Origin of the sequence: Streptomyces sp. DvalAA-14 (genome assembly GCF_900091855.1) — a bacterium.
Lineage (GTDB): Bacteria > Actinomycetota > Actinomycetes > Streptomycetales > Streptomycetaceae > Actinacidiphila.
On sequence record NZ_FMCH01000431.1, the window covers coordinates 23188 to 44031 of the forward strand.

The 20844-nt window shown below is 72.6% G+C and carries 18 protein-coding genes and 2 pseudogenes; 12 read left to right on the forward strand and 8 right to left on the reverse strand.

The window, feature by feature from the left end; all coding sequences use genetic code 11:
• Positions 1-77 precede the first annotated feature (77 nt).
• Positions 78-1055 (forward strand): prolyl aminopeptidase, encoded by a 978-nt coding sequence (pip, locus tag GA0115240_RS23140; RefSeq protein WP_093739238.1) that lies wholly within the window; start codon positions 78-80, stop codon positions 1053-1055.
• Positions 1056-1109: 54 nt separating this feature from the next.
• Here pip and GA0115240_RS23145 read toward each other — a convergent pair whose 3' ends face one another.
• Positions 1110-1865 carry a LysR family substrate-binding domain-containing protein gene (locus GA0115240_RS23145; RefSeq protein ID WP_093739240.1) on the reverse strand — a complete coding sequence of 252 codons (756 nt, stop codon included), beginning with the start codon at positions 1863-1865 and terminating at the stop codon, positions 1110-1112.
• An 86-nt stretch (positions 1866-1951) separates the two neighbouring features.
• Between GA0115240_RS23145 and GA0115240_RS23150 the strand changes: the two genes are divergently transcribed.
• Together GA0115240_RS23150 and GA0115240_RS23155 are read left to right on the forward strand one after the other, a co-directional pair.
• Positions 1952-2317, forward strand: a complete 366-nt coding sequence (locus tag GA0115240_RS23150) for a DUF5997 family protein (protein WP_093739242.1) — start codon at positions 1952-1954, stop codon at positions 2315-2317.
• Positions 2318-2438: 121 nt separating this feature from the next.
• Positions 2439-3245: a GntR family transcriptional regulator gene (locus GA0115240_RS23155; RefSeq protein WP_256069942.1), complete on the forward strand. Its 807-nt coding sequence runs from the start codon at positions 2439-2441 to the stop codon at positions 3243-3245.
• A gap of 42 nt (positions 3246-3287) precedes the next feature.
• On the opposite strand, the gene GA0115240_RS23160 is transcribed toward GA0115240_RS23155, so the two are convergent.
• Entirely contained in the window at positions 3288-4979 is a 1692-nt protein-coding gene (locus GA0115240_RS23160; RefSeq protein WP_256069943.1) for a TauD/TfdA family dioxygenase, read from the reverse strand.
• A 240-nt stretch (positions 4980-5219) separates the two neighbouring features.
• On the opposite strand from GA0115240_RS23160, the gene GA0115240_RS23165 reads away from it, so the two are divergent.
• The gene (locus tag GA0115240_RS23165; RefSeq protein ID WP_161302389.1) at positions 5220-5702 is read left to right on the forward strand and encodes a signal peptidase II; all 483 of its coding nucleotides are present in this window, start codon (positions 5220-5222) and stop codon (positions 5700-5702) included.
• 318 nt (positions 5703-6020) lie between these two features.
• On the opposite strand, the pseudogene GA0115240_RS23170 reads toward GA0115240_RS23165, so the two are convergent.
• Positions 6021-7433 (reverse strand): annotated as a pseudogene (locus tag GA0115240_RS23170) (N,N-dimethylformamidase beta subunit family domain-containing protein); the annotation flags it as partial.
• A 131-nt stretch (positions 7434-7564) separates the two neighbouring features.
• Positions 7565-8092, reverse strand: coding sequence for a DoxX family membrane protein (locus GA0115240_RS23175; protein WP_093739246.1), 528 nt, complete (start codon positions 8090-8092; stop codon positions 7565-7567).
• A gap of 294 nt (positions 8093-8386) precedes the next feature.
• Between GA0115240_RS23175 and GA0115240_RS23180 the strand changes: the two genes are divergently transcribed.
• The 3 genes and pseudogenes from GA0115240_RS23180 to GA0115240_RS38505 all read left to right on the forward strand — a co-directional run.
• Entirely contained in the window at positions 8387-9478 is a 1092-nt protein-coding gene (locus GA0115240_RS23180) for a DUF1996 domain-containing protein (protein ID WP_093739248.1), read from the forward strand.
• A gap of 377 nt (positions 9479-9855) precedes the next feature.
• Positions 9856-10884 (forward strand): thaumatin family protein, encoded by a 1029-nt coding sequence (locus tag GA0115240_RS23185; protein ID WP_176725154.1) that lies wholly within the window; start codon positions 9856-9858, stop codon positions 10882-10884.
• A 170-nt stretch (positions 10885-11054) separates the two neighbouring features.
• Positions 11055-11330: pseudogene (locus GA0115240_RS38505) on the forward strand (hypothetical protein); the annotation flags it as partial.
• Between the two features lie 303 nt (positions 11331-11633).
• On the opposite strand, the gene GA0115240_RS23195 reads toward GA0115240_RS38505, so the two are convergent.
• Positions 11634-12272: an NAD(P)-dependent oxidoreductase gene (locus GA0115240_RS23195; protein WP_093739254.1), complete on the reverse strand. Its 639-nt coding sequence runs from the start codon at positions 12270-12272 to the stop codon at positions 11634-11636.
• Positions 12273-12351: 79 nt separating this feature from the next.
• Between GA0115240_RS23195 and GA0115240_RS23200 the strand changes: the two genes are divergently transcribed.
• Complete coding sequence (locus GA0115240_RS23200) at positions 12352-12927, forward strand: TetR/AcrR family transcriptional regulator (RefSeq protein WP_093739256.1); 576 nt, start codon at positions 12352-12354, stop codon at positions 12925-12927.
• A gap of 70 nt (positions 12928-12997) precedes the next feature.
• On the opposite strand, the gene GA0115240_RS23205 is transcribed toward GA0115240_RS23200, so the two are convergent.
• The 3 genes from GA0115240_RS23205 to GA0115240_RS23215 all read right to left on the reverse strand — a co-directional run bounded on the left by GA0115240_RS23205 (position 12998) and on the right by GA0115240_RS23215 (position 16453).
• On the reverse strand, positions 12998-13864 hold the full coding sequence (locus GA0115240_RS23205) for a geranyl diphosphate 2-C-methyltransferase (RefSeq protein ID WP_093739258.1): 867 nt from the start codon (positions 13862-13864) through the stop codon (positions 12998-13000).
• A gap of 80 nt (positions 13865-13944) precedes the next feature.
• Positions 13945-14994, reverse strand: coding sequence for a family 2 encapsulin nanocompartment cargo protein terpene cyclase (locus GA0115240_RS23210; protein WP_093739260.1), 1050 nt, complete (start codon positions 14992-14994; stop codon positions 13945-13947).
• A 16-nt stretch (positions 14995-15010) separates the two neighbouring features.
• Positions 15011-16453 (reverse strand): family 2B encapsulin nanocompartment shell protein, encoded by a 1443-nt coding sequence (locus tag GA0115240_RS23215; protein WP_093739262.1) that lies wholly within the window; start codon positions 16451-16453, stop codon positions 15011-15013.
• Between the two features lie 463 nt (positions 16454-16916).
• On the opposite strand from GA0115240_RS23215, the gene GA0115240_RS23220 reads away from it, so the two are divergent.
• The 4 genes from GA0115240_RS23220 (at position 16917) to GA0115240_RS23235 (ending at position 20823) form a co-directional block, all read left to right on the forward strand.
• Positions 16917-17651, forward strand: a complete 735-nt coding sequence (locus GA0115240_RS23220; protein WP_093739264.1) for a biuret amidohydrolase — start codon at positions 16917-16919, stop codon at positions 17649-17651.
• A gap of 79 nt (positions 17652-17730) precedes the next feature.
• On the forward strand, positions 17731-18624 hold the full coding sequence (locus tag GA0115240_RS23225; RefSeq protein ID WP_237555137.1) for a cysteine hydrolase family protein: 894 nt from the start codon (positions 17731-17733) through the stop codon (positions 18622-18624).
• 49 nt (positions 18625-18673) lie between these two features.
• Positions 18674-20359 carry a regulator gene (locus GA0115240_RS23230; protein WP_093739266.1) on the forward strand — a complete coding sequence of 562 codons (1686 nt, stop codon included), beginning with the start codon at positions 18674-18676 and terminating at the stop codon, positions 20357-20359.
• A 38-nt stretch (positions 20360-20397) separates the two neighbouring features.
• Positions 20398-20823 (forward strand): AtzH-like domain-containing protein, encoded by a 426-nt coding sequence (locus GA0115240_RS23235; RefSeq protein WP_093739268.1) that lies wholly within the window; start codon positions 20398-20400, stop codon positions 20821-20823.
• Positions 20824-20844 lie beyond the last annotated feature (21 nt).

Consider the following 20844-nt stretch of genomic DNA (forward strand, 5'->3'; position numbering starts at 1 on the left):
ACCGCTCCGCCGCTGCGGGGCCGCGCCCCCGTGCATCCCGCTGGACACCCGCTCACCCGGCCGCCGATCATGCGGGGATGACCGATACCGCGCAGCCCTTCCCGCCCATCGAGCCCTTCGACCGGGGCATGCTCGACGTGGGCGACGGGCAGCTCGTCCACTGGGAGACATCCGGCAATCCCGCGGGAAAGCCCGCCGTCCTGCTGCACGGCGGCCCCGGCTCGGGGAGCACGCCCTGGCCGCGACGCCTGTTCGATCCGGAGGCCTACCTGATCGTCCAGTTCGACCAACGGGGCGCGGGACGCAGCACCCCGTCCGCCGCCGACCCGGCGACCGACCTGTCCGCCAACACCACGCACCACCTGATCGCCGACATGGAACAGCTCCGCGCACACCTCGGCATCCGGCGCTGGCTGGTGTGGGGCATGTCCTGGGGAGTCACCCTCGGCCTCGCCTACGCCGAGCGGTATCCCGAGCGGGTCAGCGAGATGATCCTGCCATCGGTGACGATGACCCGGCCCGCGGAGGTGCACTGGCTCTATCACGAGGCGGGCCGCTTCTTCCCCGAACAGTGGCGGCGCTTCCGCGAGGGCGTGCCCGCAGCCGAGCGCGACGGCGACCTCGTCGCCGCCTACTACCGCCTGCTCAACGAGTCCGCCGACACCGCGGTGCGGGAGCGGGCCGCCCGGGACTGGTGCACCTGGGAGGACGAGGTGCTGTCGAACGAGGAGGGGTGGCGGCCCAACCCCCGCTACGACGACCCGGCGTTCAGAATGACCTTCGCCCGGATCGTCACGCACTACTTCCACCACGGCGCCTGGCTCGCCGACGGTCAGATCCTGCGCGACGCGCACCGGCTGGCCGGCATCCCCGGCGTGCTGATCCACGGCCGTTTCGACCTGGGCGGACCCGCCGACACCGCCTGGCAACTCGCCGAGGCCTGGCCCGACGCGGAGCTGCACCTGGTCGGCACCGGCCACGCCGGCGGCTGGGAGATGACCGCCCGCATCCTCGCGGCGTCCCAGCGCTTCGCACGGACGGACCTGGCCGGCTGACCGGCCACCGGCCCGGTTCCACCGCCCGCCGCCCGCCGGGCACTCCGGTGGCGGTCAGGACCGGCGGCGGGGCTTGCCGCGCTTGGCGTTCCCCGCGCCGCCGGAACCGCCGCGCGGGCTCTTCGCGCGGGACGTGGCGGCGGCGGGCTTCCGCCGCGCCTCGGCTTTGTCGGGGCGTTTGTCCTTCGGCTGGGCCGGCGCGGGGCCGCGGGTGCTGTTGACGGTCCGGCCCCGGACGATCCCGATGAAGTGCTCGACCAGGTCGGTGGTCCGCTCCTGCGGCCAGGACAGCGCCACCCGGGACTCGGGGGAGTCCCGGAGCGGCCGGTACGTCAGATCCCTGCGGTGGTACAGCCGGGCGAGCGACTGCGGGACGACGAGCAGTCCGACCCCTGCCGCCACCAGCTCGAAGGCGTCGGCCGTCGTGGCGGGGCGCTCCTTCGCGGGCAGCCCCGGCAACTCCTCCCAGCCGAGCGTGTCGTCGAGAGGACGCAGCACTATGTCGTCGGCGAGATCCTCGACCGCCACCTCCTCGACCGCCGTCACCAGATGGTCCTTCGGCACGACGACCACCGTCGTCTCGGCGTAGAGCGGGATCGCGCTCAGATCCGCCCCGTCGACCGGCAGCCGCAGCAGGCCCGCGTCGGCTTCGCCGTCCCGCAGGACCCGCGAGGCCTCGGCGGCGGCCACGGCCACGAGCGTCAGCGGCACCGCGGGCAGCCGCTCGTTCCAGATCCGCACCCACTTGGTCGGCGTCACACCGGGTACATAGGCGAGGCGGAACGAAGGGGGCACTTCCGAGCCTGTCACCCCGGCAGGTTACCGGTCGTGGTCGGCGGCGCCGTACCGGGTCGATACCCTGGACACCATGACGTCGCCCCACACCCCCCCAGACCATGAAGCCCGCCACGGCGGCGAAGAAGCTGGGTGTGTACCTGCAGGCCACCCCCGCCGAGTTCCAGGAGGGCGTCGTCTCGCGCGGCGAGCTGAACGCGCTGCAGGCCGATCCGCCGCAGTGGCTGCTGGAACTGCGCCGCAACGGTCCGCACCCCCGGCCGGTGGTCGCCGCCAAGCTCGGCGTGTCCATCGCGGGCCTGGCTCGTGGCGGCATCACCGAGGCCCTCACCACCGAGCAGATCGACGCGCTGAAAACCGAGCGCCCCACGTGGCTGGAACAAGAACGCGCCGTCCAGGCCGAGGTCCGCAAGGAGGCCGCGCGCATCAAGGACAAGCACCTGGCGCGCGGCGAGCAGCAGCGCTGACCGCGGACCCGGGGCGGCACGCCGCCGGGTCCGGTGCCGGCCCCCGCCGGGCTGTCGCCTCCGGTCGGCGGCGACAGCCCGGCGGGGGCCGGCGGGACGGCCGGGACGAACACGAGGGCGGGTGGAGGAGACAGTGCCGGAGGACCAGGGCGGCCCCCTCGGTGATCTGCGCTATCGGCGGGTGGCGGCCGAACTCCGCCGGGCCATCGTGGCCGGCGAGTACGCCTCCGGGGCCAAGCTGCCGCCCGAGGGGACCCTGGCCGAGCGCTACGGAGTCTCCCGGGGAACGGTCCGGCACGCACTGGATGTGCTGCGTTCCGACGGGCTGGTCACCTCGCGGCGCGGGACCCGGCGTACCGTGCTCGGCGGCTCGCCCGCGCAGAGCTTCGCGGAACTGCTGAGCTTCACCAACTGGGCGCGCTCCATCGGCGAGCAGCCGGGCGGCCGGGTGGACCGCATCGTACGGCGGCCGGCCGAGCAGGCCGAGGCCGATCAGTTGGGGCTGGCGCCGCGGGCCGAGGTGTACCAGGTACTGCGGGTCCGGACGCTGTCCGGCCAGCCGGTCATGGTCGAACGGACCCTCTACCCGGCCCGGGTGGGCGTGCTGGTGGCCGAACTGCCGCCCGACGCGGTCTCCCACACCGAGGCGCTGGTCGGCCGGGGCGTGCTGTTCACCGACGCCGACCACACCATCGACCTCGCCTGGGCCGACGCCGACGACGCCCGCCTCCTGGACTGCCCGGCCGGACAGGTGCTGCTGTGCGAGCGGCGCCGTACGACCGATCCGGCCGGCGTGCCGGTCGAGTGGTCCGAGGACCGCTATCTGCCCGGCACCGTCGCCTTCACCGTGCACAACTCGGTGGCCGCCTCCACGCTGGGCCGCCGGCACAGCCCGCGCACGGCGCCCGGCGGGGCCGAGGAGTCCTGACCGGCCCCGCCCCGGCCGCCCGCGGGCACCGCCCCGGCGCCGCTACCCGCGCAGCAGCGCGGTGAGCAGCGGCAGGAAGTGCTCGAACGGCGGGGTGGCCGCGTCCGCGTCCTTCGCCTCCTCGTCCCAGCGGCGGACGGCGACCGCGTTCGCCGCACCCGGCAGCGCCGCGAACGCGGCCGCCTGGGCCGGCGTCATCTCGCCGCCCTGGACCCGCAAGGTGTACCGCGACGCCTCGGACAAGGTGGCCCCGTACGTGGGATCCACCGCGCACAGGTAGCGCTTGGCGGCCACGTGCAGCCGCACCGGCTCGGTGACCTCGGACCCGAACCAGCGGCCCAGCAGGTCGGCCCCGGTGTGGCTGTGCCGGTTGTCGGTACCGGCCATCAGATCCTGGCCGGTGACGGCGCCCTCGAGATGGCCGACGTCGTGCAGCAGGGCCGCGGCCACCAGGTGCGGCGGCGCGCCGGCCGCCTCGGCCCGCATCCCCGCCTGCAGCATGTGCTGGGCCATGGTGACGGACTCGCCCAGGTACTCCGCCGCGCCCGCTCCGGCGAACAGCTCCGCCAACGGCTCGAGGGTGTCCGCGCGCCGCAGGACGGCCAGGGTGCTCGCCAGGCCGTCGAGGTCGGCGTAGCAGCCCTGGAGGTGCCGCGCGCCGTCCTGCGCGAAAGCGGTGCGGGCGTGCAGCAGCCGGGTGTTGTCGAACACCAGGCAGTCGCCCGGCCGCAGCCGCAGGTCCAGTTGCAGCTCCGGGCGCAGCAGCAGTTCGGCGAAGGTCCGGTAGGCGGTGTAGAACGCCTCCAGTTCGGGCGCCGGCAGCCGCAGCGTGCTGATCGAGCGGTTGTTGAAGCGCACCTCGCGCACCCGCCCGAGGCAGTCGGTACCGATCAGCGGCCGGTCCGCGCGCAGTTCGGCCCCCGCGTCCCGGAAGACGAACGGCACGGGCGTACGGGTGAGGATCTCGAACGCCGCCGGGTCCTGCGTGCGCAGCAGCGAGGCCGCCGCGAAGCCGTCCACCAGACCGGTCTCGCCGCCCTGCGCGTCATTGGCCAGGCAGTGCAGGAGCTGGATCGTCGGGACGGGGTCGCGGTACGGGTTGTCGGTGTGCGGCGTGATGCGGGCCGAGGTGAAGGCGAGGTTGTTGGGGTCGGGCTCGACCCGTACGTCGAAGAGCTTGCCGTAGTTGGTCTCGCGGACGTGGCCGAAGGTCTCCGCCACGGCGAGCACCTGGCCCTCGGCCCGCGGTACCCGCCGCAGCAGCATGAAGCCGAGCCGCAGGACGGCCTCCAGCATCCGTGCCCGCGTGCCCGGCTCGTCGAGATACGCGTCCCAGTCGGTCTGCGGCAGCCGTCCGGCGAGGTCGCCGGCCACCCACAGCTCCTTGCCGTCCTCGGTCCGCCGGTCCCCGTGCGAAGCCCCGTCCGGGCGGTTGGCCTCCAGCCAGGCCAGCGGATACGTCGAGTGGTGTCCGTCCGGGGCCCAGAGCACCTCGACCGACGCTGCCGCGCCGGGCTCACCGGCGGCTTCGTCGGTGGCGGCGCCGGTGGGGGTGCCGGTGGGGGTGCCGTCGGGGATGCCGGTGGCGGCTTCGACACGCAGGCCGGCCGGCAGGGAGCTGATCTGGAACAGCTTCTGTCCGGAGCGGGGGTCGCGGCAGTCGGCGCACGGACAGTTGTCGCGAAGCCACATCACCGGAAGGTCGTCGATCGGGAAGCTGAGCGGGGTGGGCACGTTCTCTCCTCGGAAAAGTTGTATAGCCAACTTTTCGAACCGTCGCAGGCGCGGGCGACCGGTGGGAAACCCCGGTGTGGCCACCGGGTGAACCCTGCCCGCCGGAGCCGGCCGGAGCGGGTCCGGGCCGGGCCTCCCGGGTCCGCGGGGCCCGTCCGCGGGCGGGCGTAGACTCCCGAGAAGATGAAGGCTCATTCATTGCGTGGTCATGGAACGTGCGGAAGGCGGCCGATGGCGGGCATGGGAGCGCCGCAGCGGGTGCTGTGGACGGCGGCCGCGGCCGGGCTCGCGGTGGACCAGGTGACCAAGGCCGTCGCCGCGGTGGCCGTCGAGGGTCACCCGCCGGTGCGCCTCCTGGGCGGCGCGTTGACCTTCACCGCCTTCCGCAACTCCGGTGCGGCCGGCTCCTTCGCCCCGCACGCCACCCTCGTCTTCACCGCGCTGGCCATCGGCGTACTCGCCTTCATCGTCCGCACGGCGCCGTCCCTGCGGTCCACCGGCTGGGGAGTCGGACTCGGGCTGATCTTCGCCGGCGCGGGCGGCAACCTCGCCGACCGCCTCTTCCGCACCCCCGGATTCGGCCGCGGCGCCGTCCTGGACTTCATCCAGATCGGCCACTCCGGCATCTTCAACCTCAGCGACCAGTGCGTGACCGCCGGAGCACTGACCGTCCTGGTGCAGACCTTCCGCGGGGTGCCGCTCAGGTCGAGCGAGGCCCACTGACGCGCCGGCCCCAGAGGCCCCGAAACGGCGGCCGGCCGGCCGCCGAGCGGTCAGGCCGGATAGAGGTGCCGCACGTTGTCGCGCGGGGCCGGCTGCCGGGTCGCCGCCGGGCCCTCGGCGAACGCCCGGAGCAGATTCTCGGTCGTGCGCGTGACGAAACGCCGGGTCCGCGCGTCCATGCCGTGGTCCCGCCCGTCGTCCCGGGTACCCGCCATCAGTGCCTCGACCCACCGCATCGTCCCGGTGGCGAAGACCCCCCGCGCCGCCCGGCACCGCGTAGTACGCGGAATCCGAGTGGCCGGCCCGCCCGTCGCACTCCAGCCGGGAGTGCGCGACGATCTCGATCGGCGCGGGCGCCGGGAAATGGGGCACCACCCGGTCGTACTCCACACCCACCAGGTGGTCGAAGCTCTCGCCCCGCCCGACACCGGTACCGGCGAACAGCCAGTGGTCGGGACGCTCGACGGTGTAGGCGGCGTCGGTCGGGAAGCCGTCGTAGATCACACCGGTCAGCGACGACTCCGGATCGGCGGCCGGGTGGCTGCGGAAGTCGGTGGTCGCCATCGTGGGGTGGTCCGCGAGATACGGGTCGGCCGCGAAGTCGTTCTTGTAGCAGACCACCGTGCGGGCCGGGCCGCCCGGGCCCGGCTCCAGCCGCACCCGCCGGAAGCAGGTGTTGGCGCCGAGGAAGGCCAGATTGGTTCCCGCGTCGCGGGCGGCGGTGACATGCCGCCGCTGCTCGGGCGTCCAGTACTCGTCGTGCCCGAGAGCCACCGCCGTGGTCGCGCCGCGCAGCACACCCGGCGAACGGTGCACGTCCAGCCCGGTGGTGTACGCCAGCGGAATGCCCAGCCGCTCCGCCAGCACCACCACCGCCCGCTCGTAGACCAGGAACTTCTCCGCGCCGCTCCGGTCGTACGGCCGGTCGAAGGTGACCGCCGTCGAGCGGTAGGCGTAGGCGCCGCCCTGGCCCTTGTAGAGGCTGTAACCGCCCCACAGGTTGTACGCCTGCCAGGTCGTCGGGGCATGCATCAGCACCGTCTTGCCGGCGCCGCTGGCCGAGCGGACGATGAGCGGGACGTACCGTTGGTGGCCGTTGTCGGCGTCCAGCCGCAGCAGGTAGGCGCCTTCGGGCCAGCCGTCGGTGCGGATCCGCAGCGTCGGCTCCCAGTCGGCCCGGATCGTACGGGTGGGGACGAACAACTGCGGGCGGCTCTGCGCCCGGCCCGCCACCCGGCCCGAACTCCACACCCGCCGGGCCTGCGCACCGCCGTACCAGCCGACGCGGTAGGCCGACACGCGCAGCACGGACGCGGTGGTCGACACGTGGAGCGTGAACTCCTCGCCGGGCAGCACGCTGGCCTTGTCGGTGTACCCCTGGACCGCGCCGGCCGGGCCGGTCGAACGCAGGCGCCAGTCGGCGTCGTCCGCCCGTTCCCACGTCCCGCCGGAGGGGGGCGACGAGGGGGTCGCGCCACGGCCGTCGCCGCCGGCGTCGCATCCGGCCACCGCCCCGACCGCGGTGGCCGCGGCGCCGGCCGCGACAGCACCGAGGAAATGCCGTCGCCCGAGCGGCCCGCCGCCGCGTGCCTCGCCCTCCCCGCCGCCGCTCTCGCCGCCGCCGGGTTCGCCGCGTTCTCCGCCGGTTTCGCGGCCCGTGCCCCCGTCACCCATCGCCCGGCCTCCGCTCCGTCCCGCCCGGTTGTGCCCGATCTCGTCCTGCCAGCACATCCTGCGACGGGCCGCCCGGCCTTGCGGCCCCGGGCGGCCCGGACATGACCGGCCGTCAGGCTGATGGACGCATCCGGGGACGGGAGTACGGATTCGGCGACGGCGGTGCGGGACTCCCGCCGCGGGCTGCCTCAGCCGCCCGACGCCTTCTGCTGGGCCAGGAACCGCGCACGCTTCCGGATGACCGCCGCGGCGCCCACCGCTGAGGCGGTGAAGGCCGTCGCGAGGACCCAGGGGCGGTTCAGGCAATGACCGGTGAGCTCGTCGAGCGAGAAGCGGCCGGGGCCGGCCAGGCCCAGGGATGCGGCGGTCCAGCCGAGCAGCCCGGGGTGTTCGAGACCGCCGCTGGCATTGAAGAAGCCGGCCGGCAGGTGCAGGGACACCGCCGCGGCCATCCCGCCGGCCGCCGCCGCGCCCGCGGCCGGCGTGGCCAGGCCCAGCGCCAGCAGCGCGCCGCCGCCCGTCTCGGCCAGCCCGGAGGCGAGGGCGGACTCCCGACCGGGACGGAAGCCCATCTGCTCCATGCCCTCGGCGGCGGCGCCCAGACCGCCCCCGCCGAACCAGCCGAACAGCTTCTGCGTGCCGTGCGCGAACAGCACCGAGCCCGCGCCGAGGCGCAGCGCGAGCAGTCCGAGATCCGTGCGATACGCGACGGCCATGGCCGGTCCTCTCCTGGAGCGTGTGCTGATGTCCTGGACACCGGCTGCAGCGCTGCGAGCCGACTGCTCCAGTCTCGGTACTTCCCGGCGCCGCGCCTCACCGCGCGGTCCGATCGGGCTAACCGGCCGGACTCGAAACCGGCGCTTGCTTCACTTCACCATCTGTTGACACACCAGCAGCAGAGGCGCACCATCCTGTGCGGGAGAGCGCTCTCCCACCGGTCCGCGGGCGCCATCATGCCTGGCTGCCGGTGACCGGACGCGATCCCTTCACCCCCCACACAGGAGGTCTTCATGGCACGCAGATTGAGAAAGGGCCCCGGACTGCTCATCGCCCTGGCGCTGTTCGCCGTCGGCGGCGGGGCCGCCCTGACGGCGAACGCGTCGGCCGGCACCGCCGTCGCGTCCCCGTCCGCCGGTCACCAGCAGGCAATGGCGATGTCCATGCCCGCGTCCACCCAGACGTCGGGGGACGACCCGGACGGCGACGGCTACATCATGGCCAACCCGCCGGTCACCGGCGTCACGCCCTCCACGTACGAGCCGCCGCACGCGTACTTCCACGAGTTCCAGGCCAAGTGCGCGCCCTCGCACACCGCGCCCGACGACCCGATCGTCTTCCCCGGGCAGCCGGGCAAGTCGCACGACCACACCTTTATGGGCAACGTGAGCACCAACGCCAACTCGGTCACCGCTTCCCTGGAGGCGGCGAGCGGGACCACCTGCCTGGCCCCCGGCGACAAGTCGGCCTACTGGATGCCGAGTCTGTACAACGGCACCCAGAAGATCCTGCCGCTGGGTCCGCAGACGATCTACTACAAGTCGGCGATCAACGACTACACCAGCGTGCGGCCCTTCCCCAAGGGCCTGCGCTTCGTGGTCGGCAGCCCCACGCAGACCCAGGACGAGTTCAAGAACCTCAAGGGCACGGTGGAGGGATGGGAGTGCGGAAACAGCTACAAGAACTACAACTTCCCGCCCACCTGTCCGAACACCCCTGACACCCAGCTCAACCTGCGTCTCCAGGCGCCGAGTTGCTGGGACGGCATCCACCTGGACACCCCGGACCACAAGAGCCACATGGCCTACCCGGTGGCCGGCGGCGCCAACGCGAACGTCTGCCCGGCCGACCACCCGGTGGCCCTGCCGATGATCGAGTTCAAGATGGCGTGGCCGGTCAACGGCGACATGTCGCAGGTGAGTCTGGCCAGCGGCGCCGGCTTCTCGTTCCACTACGACTTCTTCGCGGACTGGGACAACGCCACGCAGGCCGCGATGGTCACGCACTGCATCAACGGCGGCCTCCAGTGCGACGACCACGGTTACGACCAGTCGCAGCCGGGCAAGGGCGCGGTGCTCGACAGCAATTACCGGCTGATTCACTGAGCCTCGGTGGTGAGCGCTTTCCCAGGGGCCTGCCGGGCTCTGCGGGAGAGCGCTCTCCCTGTTCTGCCGAGACCGACCGAGCCCTGCCGTGCCCTGCCGCCCGGGTGGTCCGCGGGCGGCGGCCGGCCGGTGGGGGTCTTCGGTTGGTTCCCCGCCCCTAGCGGGGAACCAACCGCGCCGGGGACAGCCGGGCGTCGGGGCTTTTTTTGTTATTCGGCGCGCATCGGGCCGGTCTCCTACGGGTGGGGCCACCGGTCGGCGGTGGGCCGGATGCAGTGGTGGCCAGTCCTGGCCGCTGTTGGGGAGTGGTGCGTGTGTCGGGTCGTCGGCGTTCCGGGCGTCATGGGCGGGCGAGGCGCCGGGTCGGTCTCGTGGCCGTGGGGCTCTTCGCGTGCCTGGCCGTCGTCGCGGCGGTGTTCCTGGCCGGCGCGCAGGGCGACGGCGGCGCGGGCAGCCGGGCGGCGGTCGCCGACCCGGGGACCTCGGCAAGCACCGCGACCAGCGGCACGGCCACAGCCACGGTCGCCGTACCGTCGCCTTCGCCGTCGAAGACACCCGCCCGCCCCACCCCGAGCCGGACCCCGGCTTCCGCGACATCCCGCCCCGCGCGAAGCGCTCCCGCCCGCAAAGGCGGGGCCGCCGTTCCCACCGGCCGGGCGGCGGGCGGCAGCACCAAGGGTTCTACGCTCCATCCGGGCCCGGGGGAGCGGACCCTCACCCTGGTCAACCGGCTGAACCAGACGATCTGGCCCGCGATCGCCGCCGACCCGGCGCACCCCGTCGCGGCCACCGGATGGGTGCTGGCCCCCGGTGCCAGCCTGAGTTTCCTGATCCCCGACCACTGGGACGTGCGGGTCTGGGCGCGCACCGGCTGCGTGTTCAACGCGGCCGGTACCGGACACTGCGTGACCGGGGACTGCGCCGGCCACTTCCAGTGCGGCCGGACCTGGGGCGAATTCCCGTCCACGCTGGCGGAGTTCAACCTCAACGCCTGGAACGGGATGGACTTCTACGACGTCAGCCTGGTCGAGGGCAACAACCTGCCGATGTGGATCAACAACTCCGGCGGCAGCTCGCCCGACAAGATCGACGCCAACGGCTGCTCCGCGGCCGGCTGCACCCACGACGCCAACGCGAGCTGCCCCAAGGTGATGCAGCGCGTCCGGGGCGGCGCGGTGGTCGCCTGTCTCAGCGCCTGCCTGGTCTACGGCACCGACCAGACCTGCTGCACCGGCGCTTACGCCAGCCGCCCGGCCTGCGTCCCCTCGACCTGGCCCACCGACTCCGCCGCCGTCTTCAAGAAGGCCGAACCCTTCGCGTACTCCTACGTCAACGACGACGCGACCAGCGTGCTCACCTGCTCGGGCGAATGCGATTACCGGATCACCTGGGGCGTCAGCCCCTGAGGCCCCCGGGCGGACCCGGCTCGCGGGGAAAGCCGCGGGCGCAGCGCACTGCGCACCCGCACGCGACTGCCGGACCCGCCCGGATGCCGGCGAGGCAGCACCGGCAGGGGCTGCCGCCGCCTGCGACTCGGCCGTTCGGCTCGCCCGGAGACCGTGGAGGGATGGATGCCCTGGACCGGGAGACGCTGCTGGGCGTGACCTTCGTCGGCCCCGGCGTCAGCGAACTGCCACGCTCGGCCACCGTCGCGGTCGCCGGCGAGGTCCCCATCCCCCGGCTCCGGCACGCCGTGTCCCACTTCCCGACCATCAGCGAGGTCTCGGTACCCGCTCACGGCGTACGGAGGCTGAGACATCGCCCGCCGGCGGGCCCATCCCTCGTGCGGTTGCGCGCGGCGCGGCCCCATCGCGGGACCGGAGATGCCCGTCACGGCCCGGGCCCTCGGTGACGTCCTGCCGGGCGCTCCCGGACCGGGCCGACCCGTGTCACCGTCGTGACCCGGGGCTTCACGCGCTGCCAACTCGCCCACAGCGCAGGCGATCAGCGGGTAGGAGGCGCGAGGCGCTGCCCGCGCCGCCGGCGCCGACGGGATCACTGCGCGTCCCACCCGGCGGAGTCGCCGATCGCCCGCCCGGCGGCGGTCGTCGCCGTCATCACCAAGGCCGCGGTCGCGACCGGCCGACCGGCCGGTTTCCACCCCGACCGGCTCCGGCGCGGTGCGGCGGCTTCTCCGGCTGCCGCGCCGCGGCCGTCAGTTGGCGACCGATATGTGCCGGCGGATCGACGCGCCGTCGTCGAGCAGGCCGAGCACGCAGGCCGCCAGATCGGCCCGGGTGATCCGGTAGCCGCGTTTGACGTTGGTGTCGGTGGCGGTGCGGTACGAGCCCTTGGCCGGGTTGTCGGTGAGCTGCGGCGGCCGGACGATCGTCCAGTCGAGAGCGCTGGCGCGGACCGCCTCCTCCGCCCGCAGCAGGTCCGTCAACCGGTCCTTGAACAGCGGCTGGAGGATGGCCGGCTTGACGACGTACCGGGTGAACGGTCCGTCCCCGGCGTCGGCCGCCAGGGCGCTGCTGCTGGTCAGCACGAGCCGCTGGCTCCCGGTCTCGCCCATGGCCCGGACAATGCCGCGGGCGCCGTCGGTCGAGGCCGACGTCGGCCCCTTCCCGCGCGGCCCGATCGCGGTGATCACGGCGTCGGCGCCCCGCACGGCGGTTGCCGTGCCCGCCGGATCCGTGACCTCGGCCGTGACGACCCGCAAGGCCTGGTGGGCGGCCACGGTCAGCCGCGCCGGATCGCGGACGACGGCGGTCACCTCGTGCCCCGCCTCGAGCGCCTGCCGTACGAGCTGCGTGCCGGTGGCACCGGTCGCGCCGAATATGGTGAGCCGCATCGTCCGACCTCTTCCAGGTTAGTGAACACTCACACGTTATGATGTGCGAGCGTTCACTAACTTGTCAAAGGGAGATGCCGTGAGCACTCGGGAGCGGATCCTCGACGCCGCTGAGCAGATCCTGCGGACCCGGGGCGTCGCCCATGCCACGACCAAGGAGATCGCCAAGGCCTCCGGCCTGTCGGAGCCCGGGCTCTACCGGCACTTCAGCGACAAGGAGGACCTGCTGCTGCACGTCCTGCGGGAGCGGGTGCCCGGCGCCTCGCAACCGCACGTCGCGCCCGGCGAGGGCGAGATCGAGGCGAACCTCGCCGAGATGGCCCGGGCCGCACTCGACTTCTACCAGCGGTCGTTTCCCATGCTGGCCTCCCTGCTGGCGGATCCGCAGCGGATGGCCGCGCACCGCGAGTCGATGAGCAGGCACGGCGGCGGGCCCGACAAGGCGGTCAGCCGGTTCGCCGCCTATCTGCGCGCCGAGCAGGACCTGGGCCGCGTCGCCGCGGCGGCCGATCCCGACGCCGCGGCCTCGCTGCTGATCGGAGCCTGCTTCCAACAGGCCTTCCTGCGCTACTACGCCGAGGGCCCGGACGCCGCCCCCGCCCCGGCGTCGACAGCCCGCGCCCTGGCCCGCACCGTCACCCGCGCCCTCGGCTGACCGCAGGGCGGAGCCGCGGCCCCGCGAAAGCGCCGGGAGCCGCGGCTGGTTCGCCCCGCCGGGGCCGGGATCAGACCCGGTCGGCCGCGATCAGCAGGTACTGGAAGCTGCCGTTCCGGTACGCCGTCAAGAACGTGTCCTCGATCCCCGTGACCAGGTGTTCCGCGTTCTTGCGCAGCTCCCAGTAGGGGATGGTGGACTCCGTGAGGTCCTGGACGTGGACGGGGACGAGCCGGTGGCGGGCCATCGCCCGGAAGTACGCCGAGCGCGGGTGGATGTCGCAGATGTAGTGCGCGTTGATCTGGGACACCTCGCGGGAGGCCTGGCCGTAGGTGTCGTTGTAGCAGCCGGTGATCACCACATAGCGTCCGCCGCGGCGCAGCAGCCGGGAGTGCTCGGCGAACAGCAGGTCCAGTTCCACGTACATGCTGGACTCGTTGTTCCAGGACGCCGCGTACGCGCCGGTCGGGAAACCGGTGTCCAGCATGTTGCGGTGGTGATAGCGCACCTTGCCGTCGATACCACGGGCCCGGGCCTGCTCGTTGGCGAACTCCGCCTGCTTGGCGGAGATCGTCACCCCGTCGGCGTGGCAGTCGTAGCGCAGATTCGCCACCACGCTGCCGCCGCCGCGTCCGCAGCCGGCGTCGAAGACCCGGTCGGCGGGGGAGAGCGGCCCGAGGTGGGAGGCGAGGAGTTCGGCCTGGGCGTGCTCCAGGCGGTGCAGCTCCGCGGTGACCCGCTCCCGGCGCCGGGCGGGATCCGCTTCGTCGAGCACGGACCACTCGACGTCACCGACACCGTAGTGGTGGTGGTAGAGGTCGTCGATCTTCCCGAGCTCGAGGTTGACCGGGTTCTTCTCGGCGTTCCAGTAGTCCGCGACGCGGGTCTGGTACGTGGACTGGACGGGAATCGATGCTGTGGCGCCGGACTGGGACATGGCCAACGGGGTCTCCTCGTGGTGCTGATGCTGTTCCCCGCACGTCGAGATGGCGTGCGGCTTTCCTGGCGGTGGTGGGTTCACCAGTAGTTGGGCAGGTGGTAGCGGTGGGTGTTGGTCGCGTGCCACTCGTGGTTGCCGGCCACCCAGTCCGACAGACCCTGGGCGTAGCGCTGCACGAGCGGCGAGATCGCCGACACCGTGGCGGCCTCCTCCTCGAAGGCGCGCATCACCTCGTTGTGGATCTCGACGCTCTTGAGATAGGCGGCCTTCAGCCCGCGCCGGTCGTTGGCGGCCACGACCTGCGGCAGGTTGAGATGGGTGGGGTCGCTCGCCAGCTCCCGGGTGAAGGAGTAGAGGTCGTTGACGATGGTCGTCGCGTTGCAGGCCAGTGCCGTGATCCGCAGGATCTCGGGGCGGGCGTAGACCACCTCGGGCAGCTCGTAGCCGTCCACCGCGTCGACGATGGACAGACAGGGACGGAAGTTGTTGAACTGCCGCATGACCAGGTACTCCCACACCTCGGGGCGGTACCGGGTCTCGGCCCAGGCGGCCTCGGCGAGATAGCCCAGGTGCAGGCGGGCGATGTCGTGCACGAAGCGGCCGGTCTGGCTGGGGGTGGCGAAGGCGGCGTAGTCCTTCATGGCCGAGTGGTAGGAGCGCAGGGGGCCGTCGGCCTGCATGCCCTGCCGCCACCGCTCCTCCAGCTCCGGCGTGCCGTGGAAGGGGTCGATCGCCGACTGGGCCAGGATCAGCGGGCCGCCGAGCCCGCGGTGCGATCCGCCGCGGCCCTCGTCCTCCTCGCAGTAGCAGCTGTCGACGAGGTTCTCGGCCAGCAGCAGCTTGCCGGCGACGGTCAGGCGGTCCAGGTCGACCGCGCCCGGGTGCTGGAGCACCACGGCCCGGCCGAACTGGAATCCCGAGAAGTCTCCCTTCCAGGCCGGCGGGAACAGGTCCAGGCTCCGCGCCCAGGTCTCCAGCCGCCGGTCGACCTGCTCGGCCTTCTTCGGGTCGGCCGGGGCGACAGGCCGGTACCTGAGCCCGGGGATCGCCCCACCGCGCCGGGGGCGGGCGAAAGACGGCGGCCCGGGCAGCCGGCGCGTGGTGTCGGCGTGCGGGGGAGCGCTCATTGCGTACTCCACTCGGTCACTCGGCCGTTCGGCCGATCTGGACGTTCTCCAAGATCCCGGCCGCGTCGGGGACCAGGATCGCCAGCGAGTAGTAGGCGGTGACGAGGTAGTTGACGATCGCGGCGGTGTCGACGCCCATGCGCCGCACGTTGAGACCGGGCAGGTGCTCCTCGGGGATGCCCGTCTGGTGCAGGCCGACGACTCCCTGGTCCGCCTCGCCGGTCCGCAGCGCGATGATGCTGCTGGTGTGCTGCCGGCTGACCGGGATCTTCCCGCAGGGGAACAGCGGGACACCGCGCCAGGCCGGGACCTCGTGCCCGTTCACGGTCGCCGTGCCGGGCAGCAGTCGGCGCCGGTTGCATTCGCGGAAGAACGCGACGATCGCCTTGGGGTGCGCGATGAAGAGCCCGGTCTCGCGGCGCATGCCCAGCAGCTCGTCGAGGTCGTCCGGTGTGGGCGGCCCGGACAGGGTGCTGATGCGCTGGTCGTAGTCGGTGTTGTGCAGCAGTCCGAACTCCCGGTTGTTGACCAGCTCCCACTCCTGGCGTTCGCGGATCGCCTCCACTGTCAGCCGGAGCTGCTGCCCGGTCTGGTCCATCGGCTCGTTGTAGAGGTCGCCGACCCGGCTGTGGACGCGCAGCACGGTCTGGGCGAGTGACAACTCGTATTCACGCGGCCGCAGTTCGTAGTCGACGAACCCGCCGGGGATCGCCGGCTCGCCCACATGCCCGGCCCGCACCGGGACATCGGCCTCGCCCGCGCGGTTCACGGGCAGCGATTGCCGCTCGGCGTACCCGGCCACATGGGCGGCCAGGGACGGCACCCGGTCGGTGACGTCGGCCAACTCCCGCAAGGGCAGGGCCAGCAGCACGCCCGCGGTGTCGGCCCGCACCGAGGCCGGCCACCGCGGGTCGGACCGGCCGACGGCCTCGTCCCCCACCTGCTCGCCGGCGGTGACCACCCCGAGATGGGTCTGCTCGCCGTAGTCGCCGGCCGCGTACCGGACGAACCGGCCGTGCACCACCAGGTACATCTCGGTGACCGGCTGCCCCGCCTCGGCCACGACCTGGCCGGGCCGTACCTGCCGCAGCCGGAACCGGCCGGCGATCTCCCGCAGGACGCCGGTGTCGGACCAGCCGCGCAGGACAGGCAGTTCGGTGAGTGTCTCGGGGATGACCTCGATGTCGTCGGCGCCGTTGTGCTCGAACTGCACCCGGCCCGCGCCGACGCGCAGCCGAACGCGCCGGTTGACCCGGTAGGTGCCGCTCCTGACCTCCACCCACGGCAGCGCCCGCAGCAGCCAGCGCGAGCTGATGGCCCGCATCTGCGGCTCGGACTTGGTGGTGGTGGCGAGCTGACGCGCCGCCGAGGTGCCGAGACTGGTGCGCTGTTCGCCGGCGGCGGCCTCGGGCACCGGATCGTCGAGGACGGGACCGGTGGCGCCTTCCGGTGTGGACACATTTTCTCCTGGCGGATTGACACACAGGTGCGCGGCGCGGTCACCCCTGATCAGGCCGACCGACCGCAGGAGCAAGCCAATCAGCGAGGGCTGCGGCCCGGTATGGCGTGAAAGGGGGCGCTTCAGGCACCGGCGGTGCAAACCTCCCGGATGAGGCAGAGCAGGGGCGCGCGCGAATCCGCGCGCCGGGCGCCCGCACGAAGGCCACGCGCCCACCGCCGAACGGTCGCGCCGGCAGACGAACCGACCGGCGGATCCTCGAACTGACACGTCGTCACGTCGCGCCGCGGCCACCGCGCCCGACCGGACGCCGCCGGTCGGGAAGAGTCGCCGACCGCTTCATATCCGTGTAACGCGCCAACCGCTCGGCCGAAACCTGATCTCCCATAATGAGCACTACCGAAATGACCCGGTGGATGTGCGGCACCTTCGCATACCCCGCTTCACCATCCTTGGGGGGTCAATGGACAACACCGTGCGCGAAATACGGCGTGATCCCGAAATTCTCGTCGGCCCGGTCACCGCGAAGCCCTATGCATGGCCCTATGACCTGTCCGTGCCGACCAACCGCCTCGCCCTGCTCTGTATCGACTGGCAGACGGACTTCTGCGGCCCCGGCGGATATGTGGACTCCATGGGTTACGACATCTCACTGACCCGCGCCGGGCTGCCCGCGACCCAGAAACTGCTGGCGCACGCCCGCGCCGTCGGCATGCTCGTCGTCCACACCCGGGAGGGCCACACCGCGGACCTGTCGGACCTGCCGGCCAACAAGCGCTGGCGATCGGCGCGGATCGGCGCGGAGATCGGCGGGGACGGTCCGCGCGGCCGGATCCTGGTCCGCGGCGAGCCCGGCTGGGAGATCGTCCCCGAGGTCGCCCCGGTGGCCGGCGAGGTGGTCGTGGACAAGCCGGGCAAGGGGGCCTTCTACGCCACCCGGCTCGACCTCGTCCTGCGCACGCGGGGCATCACCCACCTGATCCTCACCGGCATCACCACCGACGTATGCGTCCACACCACCATGCGGGAGGCCAACGACCGCGGCTACGAGTGCCTGATCCTGTCCGACTGCACCGGGGCGACCGACCCGTCGAACCACGAGGCCGCGCTCCACATGGTGACCATGCAGGGCGGCGTCTTCGGCTGCGTCGCCACCTCGGACGACGTGATCGCCGCCACCGCGCCGGCGCTTGCGTAGCCCCTCCCGTGCACGCGTCCGGCCCCGCCCGGACCGCCGGCGTCACTCCATGACCCGCTGGACGAAGGCAGGATCCGCGATGGAAGCCCCGCACCCGCTCACAGCCGACGCCGCCCCGTACCCGTTCTCCTTCGACCCCACCACCACCGCCCTGGTCGTCATCGACATGCAGCGGGACTTCCTGGAACCCGGCGGGTTCGGCGAGAGCCTCGGCAACGACGTGGGCGAACTGCGCCGGACCATCGCTCCGTTGCGGGTGGTGCTCGCGGCCTGCCGCGCCGCGGGCATGATGGTCGTGCACACCCGTGAGGGACACCTGCCGGATCTGTCCGACTGCCCCCCGAGCAAGCTGCTGCGCGGCAGCCCCACCCTGCGCATCGGCGACCCGGGCCCGCGAGGCCGCGTTCTGGTCCGCGGTGAGGAGGGCCACGACATCATCGAGGAGCTCTACCCGGCAGCGGGCGAAGCGGTCATCGACAAGCCGGGCAAGGGCGCCTTCTACGCCACCGGTTTCGGCGATCTGCTCGCCGCCCGCGGCATTCGCCGTCTGGTGGTCACCGGTGTCACCACCGAGGTTTGCGTGCACACCACCGTTCGTGAGGCGAACGACCGCGGTTACGAGTGCCTGGTGCTCTCGGACTGCGTCGGCTCGTATTTCCCTCAATTCCACCGGACCGGCCTGGAAATGATCAGAGCGCAGGGGGGGCATCTTCGGCTGGACGGCCGATTCGGCGGCTTTTCTCGACGCGTTGACCACCGCGGCACCCGCTCAAGCCGCCACGGCGGAATCGGCCGCCCGGCCGCCGCGGTAACCGCCGGGCCGCATCCCGCCCCCGGGCAAAGAGCACACAGCACACAGCGCAGAGCAACCAGCAGTCGACAGCTCCCGGTGAGCGGTGGCCATGCCGCACCGAGCGCCGTCCACCGCCCCGCCCCGCCCCGCCCCGCCCCGCCCCGCCCCGACGAAGGGTGATCCCGCCGTGCCTCCGTTCCGCCGTGTGACCGCCGCTGAGAACAGACCCATGCCCCTCCCGCTGTGGGTACGGGGCGACACCAACGCCTTCTTCGGACTCGGCGTCAACGTCCTGGTCAATGTGCTGACCCTGACCGGGCTGTGCCTGGGTGTCCTCAAGATTCCGGGCCACGACGTCTTCCACACGATCCTGCCGGCCCTCGGGATCGCCCTGATCGTCGGCAATCTCTACTACGCCTACCTCGGCCGCAGACTCGCCGTGCGGGAGGGGCGGCCGGACGTCACCGCGATGCCCTACGGCCCCAGCGTGCCGCACATGTTCATCGTCGTCTTCGTCATCATGCTGCCGGTCTACCTGAAGACCAAGGATCCGCTGCTGGCGTGGAAGGCCGGCGTCGCGTGGGCGTTCATCATCGGCGTCATCGTGCTCATCGGGGCCTTCATCGGCCCCTGGATCCGCCGCTACGCGCCCCGCGCCGCCCTGCTGGGCACCCTCGCCGGCATCTCCATCTCCTTCATCTCCATGCGGCCGGCCGGCCAGATGTGGGACAAGCTGTGGATCGCCCTGCCGGTCTTCCTGCTCCTGCTCATCGGCCTGATGACCGACATCAAGCTGCCCGGGAACATCCCGATCGGGCTCGCCGCCCTGCTGGTGGGCACCGCGATCGGCTGGGCCGGCGGGGCGATGTCCGGGTCGGCGGTCTCCTCCGCGGCGGGCGACATCACCCTCGCGCTGCCGACCCTCCATCTGGGCACCCTGTTCTCCGGTCTGTCCGGTGTCTCACCGCTGCTGGCCACCGCCATCCCGCTGGGCGTCTACAACTTCACCGAGGGCATGACCAACGTCGAGAGCGCCGCGGCCGCCGGTGACTCCTACAACCTGCGCTCGGTCCTGCTGGCCGACGGCGCGGGCGCCGTCATCGGCTCCGCGCTCGGCTCCCCCTTCCCCCCGGCGGTGTACGTCGGCCATCCGGGATGGAAGAAGGCCGGCGGACGCACCGGCTACTCGCTCGCCACCGGCGCGGTCATCGCCCTGATGTGCTTCCTGGGCATGTTCGGCCTGCTGGCCGCGATCCTCCCGGTCGCCGCGATCGTGCCGATCCTGCTCTACATCGGCCTGCTCATCGGCGCCCAGGCCTTCCAGTTCTCGCCCAGGGCGCACGCCGCCGCCGTGGTCGCCGCGCTGGTGCCGAACATCGCCTCCTGGGCCGTCGGGCAGATGGACGACGCCCTCGCGGCGGCCGGGACCACCGCGGCGAAGGTCGGCGAGGCCAATCTCGAGTCGTCGGGCGTCGTCTATCACGGCTTGACGGTGCTCGGTGAGGGCGCGATCCTGGCGGGCCTGATACTGGGCGCGCTCGTCGCCTTCGTCATCGACAAACGGTTCGTGCCCGCGGCGGCGGTGGCCCTGGTGGGCTCGGTGCTCGCCTTCGTCGGGCTGATCCACGCCCCGAAGGTCGGCTGGGACGAGAACGGCGGCGTGGCCCTCGGCTACCTGTTCGCCGCCGTACTGTGCGGCGCCCTGGCCCTGACGCACCCGCCGGCCCGCGTCCCGGACGCGGACGAACGGGAACTCGACCGCCGGCACGGTGGCGACGCCGACCTCCCGGCCCCGCAACCGGCCCCGGAACCGGCCCCGGAACCAGCCCTGGCGGGCATCACCACCGGGACGGACGAAGCCGCCGGGCCCGGCGAAGCGGCCGGGCACACCGGCGCTCCGGCCCCGACCGACTGAGCCCGCCCCGCCACGACGAACCGAAAGGCACACAGCGGATGGATGTGGACCTGCCGCAGACGGTCGCCGAAGTGACGGCGGCCTTCGCGGGCTACGAGGAAGCGCTGGTCGCGGACGACCGCGTCGCCATAGCCGGCTACTTCTGGGATTCCCCCGGCACCGTCCGCTTCGGCGTCGCCGACCATCAGACCGGCGCGGCGGAGATCCGCAGCTGGCGGTGGCAACAGCCCCCGCTCCCTGCCGGCCGTACACTCCACGAGACCGTCATCAGCACGTTCGGAACCGAATTCGCCGTCGTCACCACGCTGTTCGCCTACCCGGGCGCCGCGGCCACCGGCCGCCAGACCCAGGCCTGGGTCCGGTTCCCGGCCGGCTGGCGCATCGTCAGCGCCCATGTGTCGCAGATCCCCGACGACGCCCGGACACCGACGACGGGAGGGCATTCCCACCGCGCCGCCACCTGAGACCCCCTGCGGGCCCTTGCC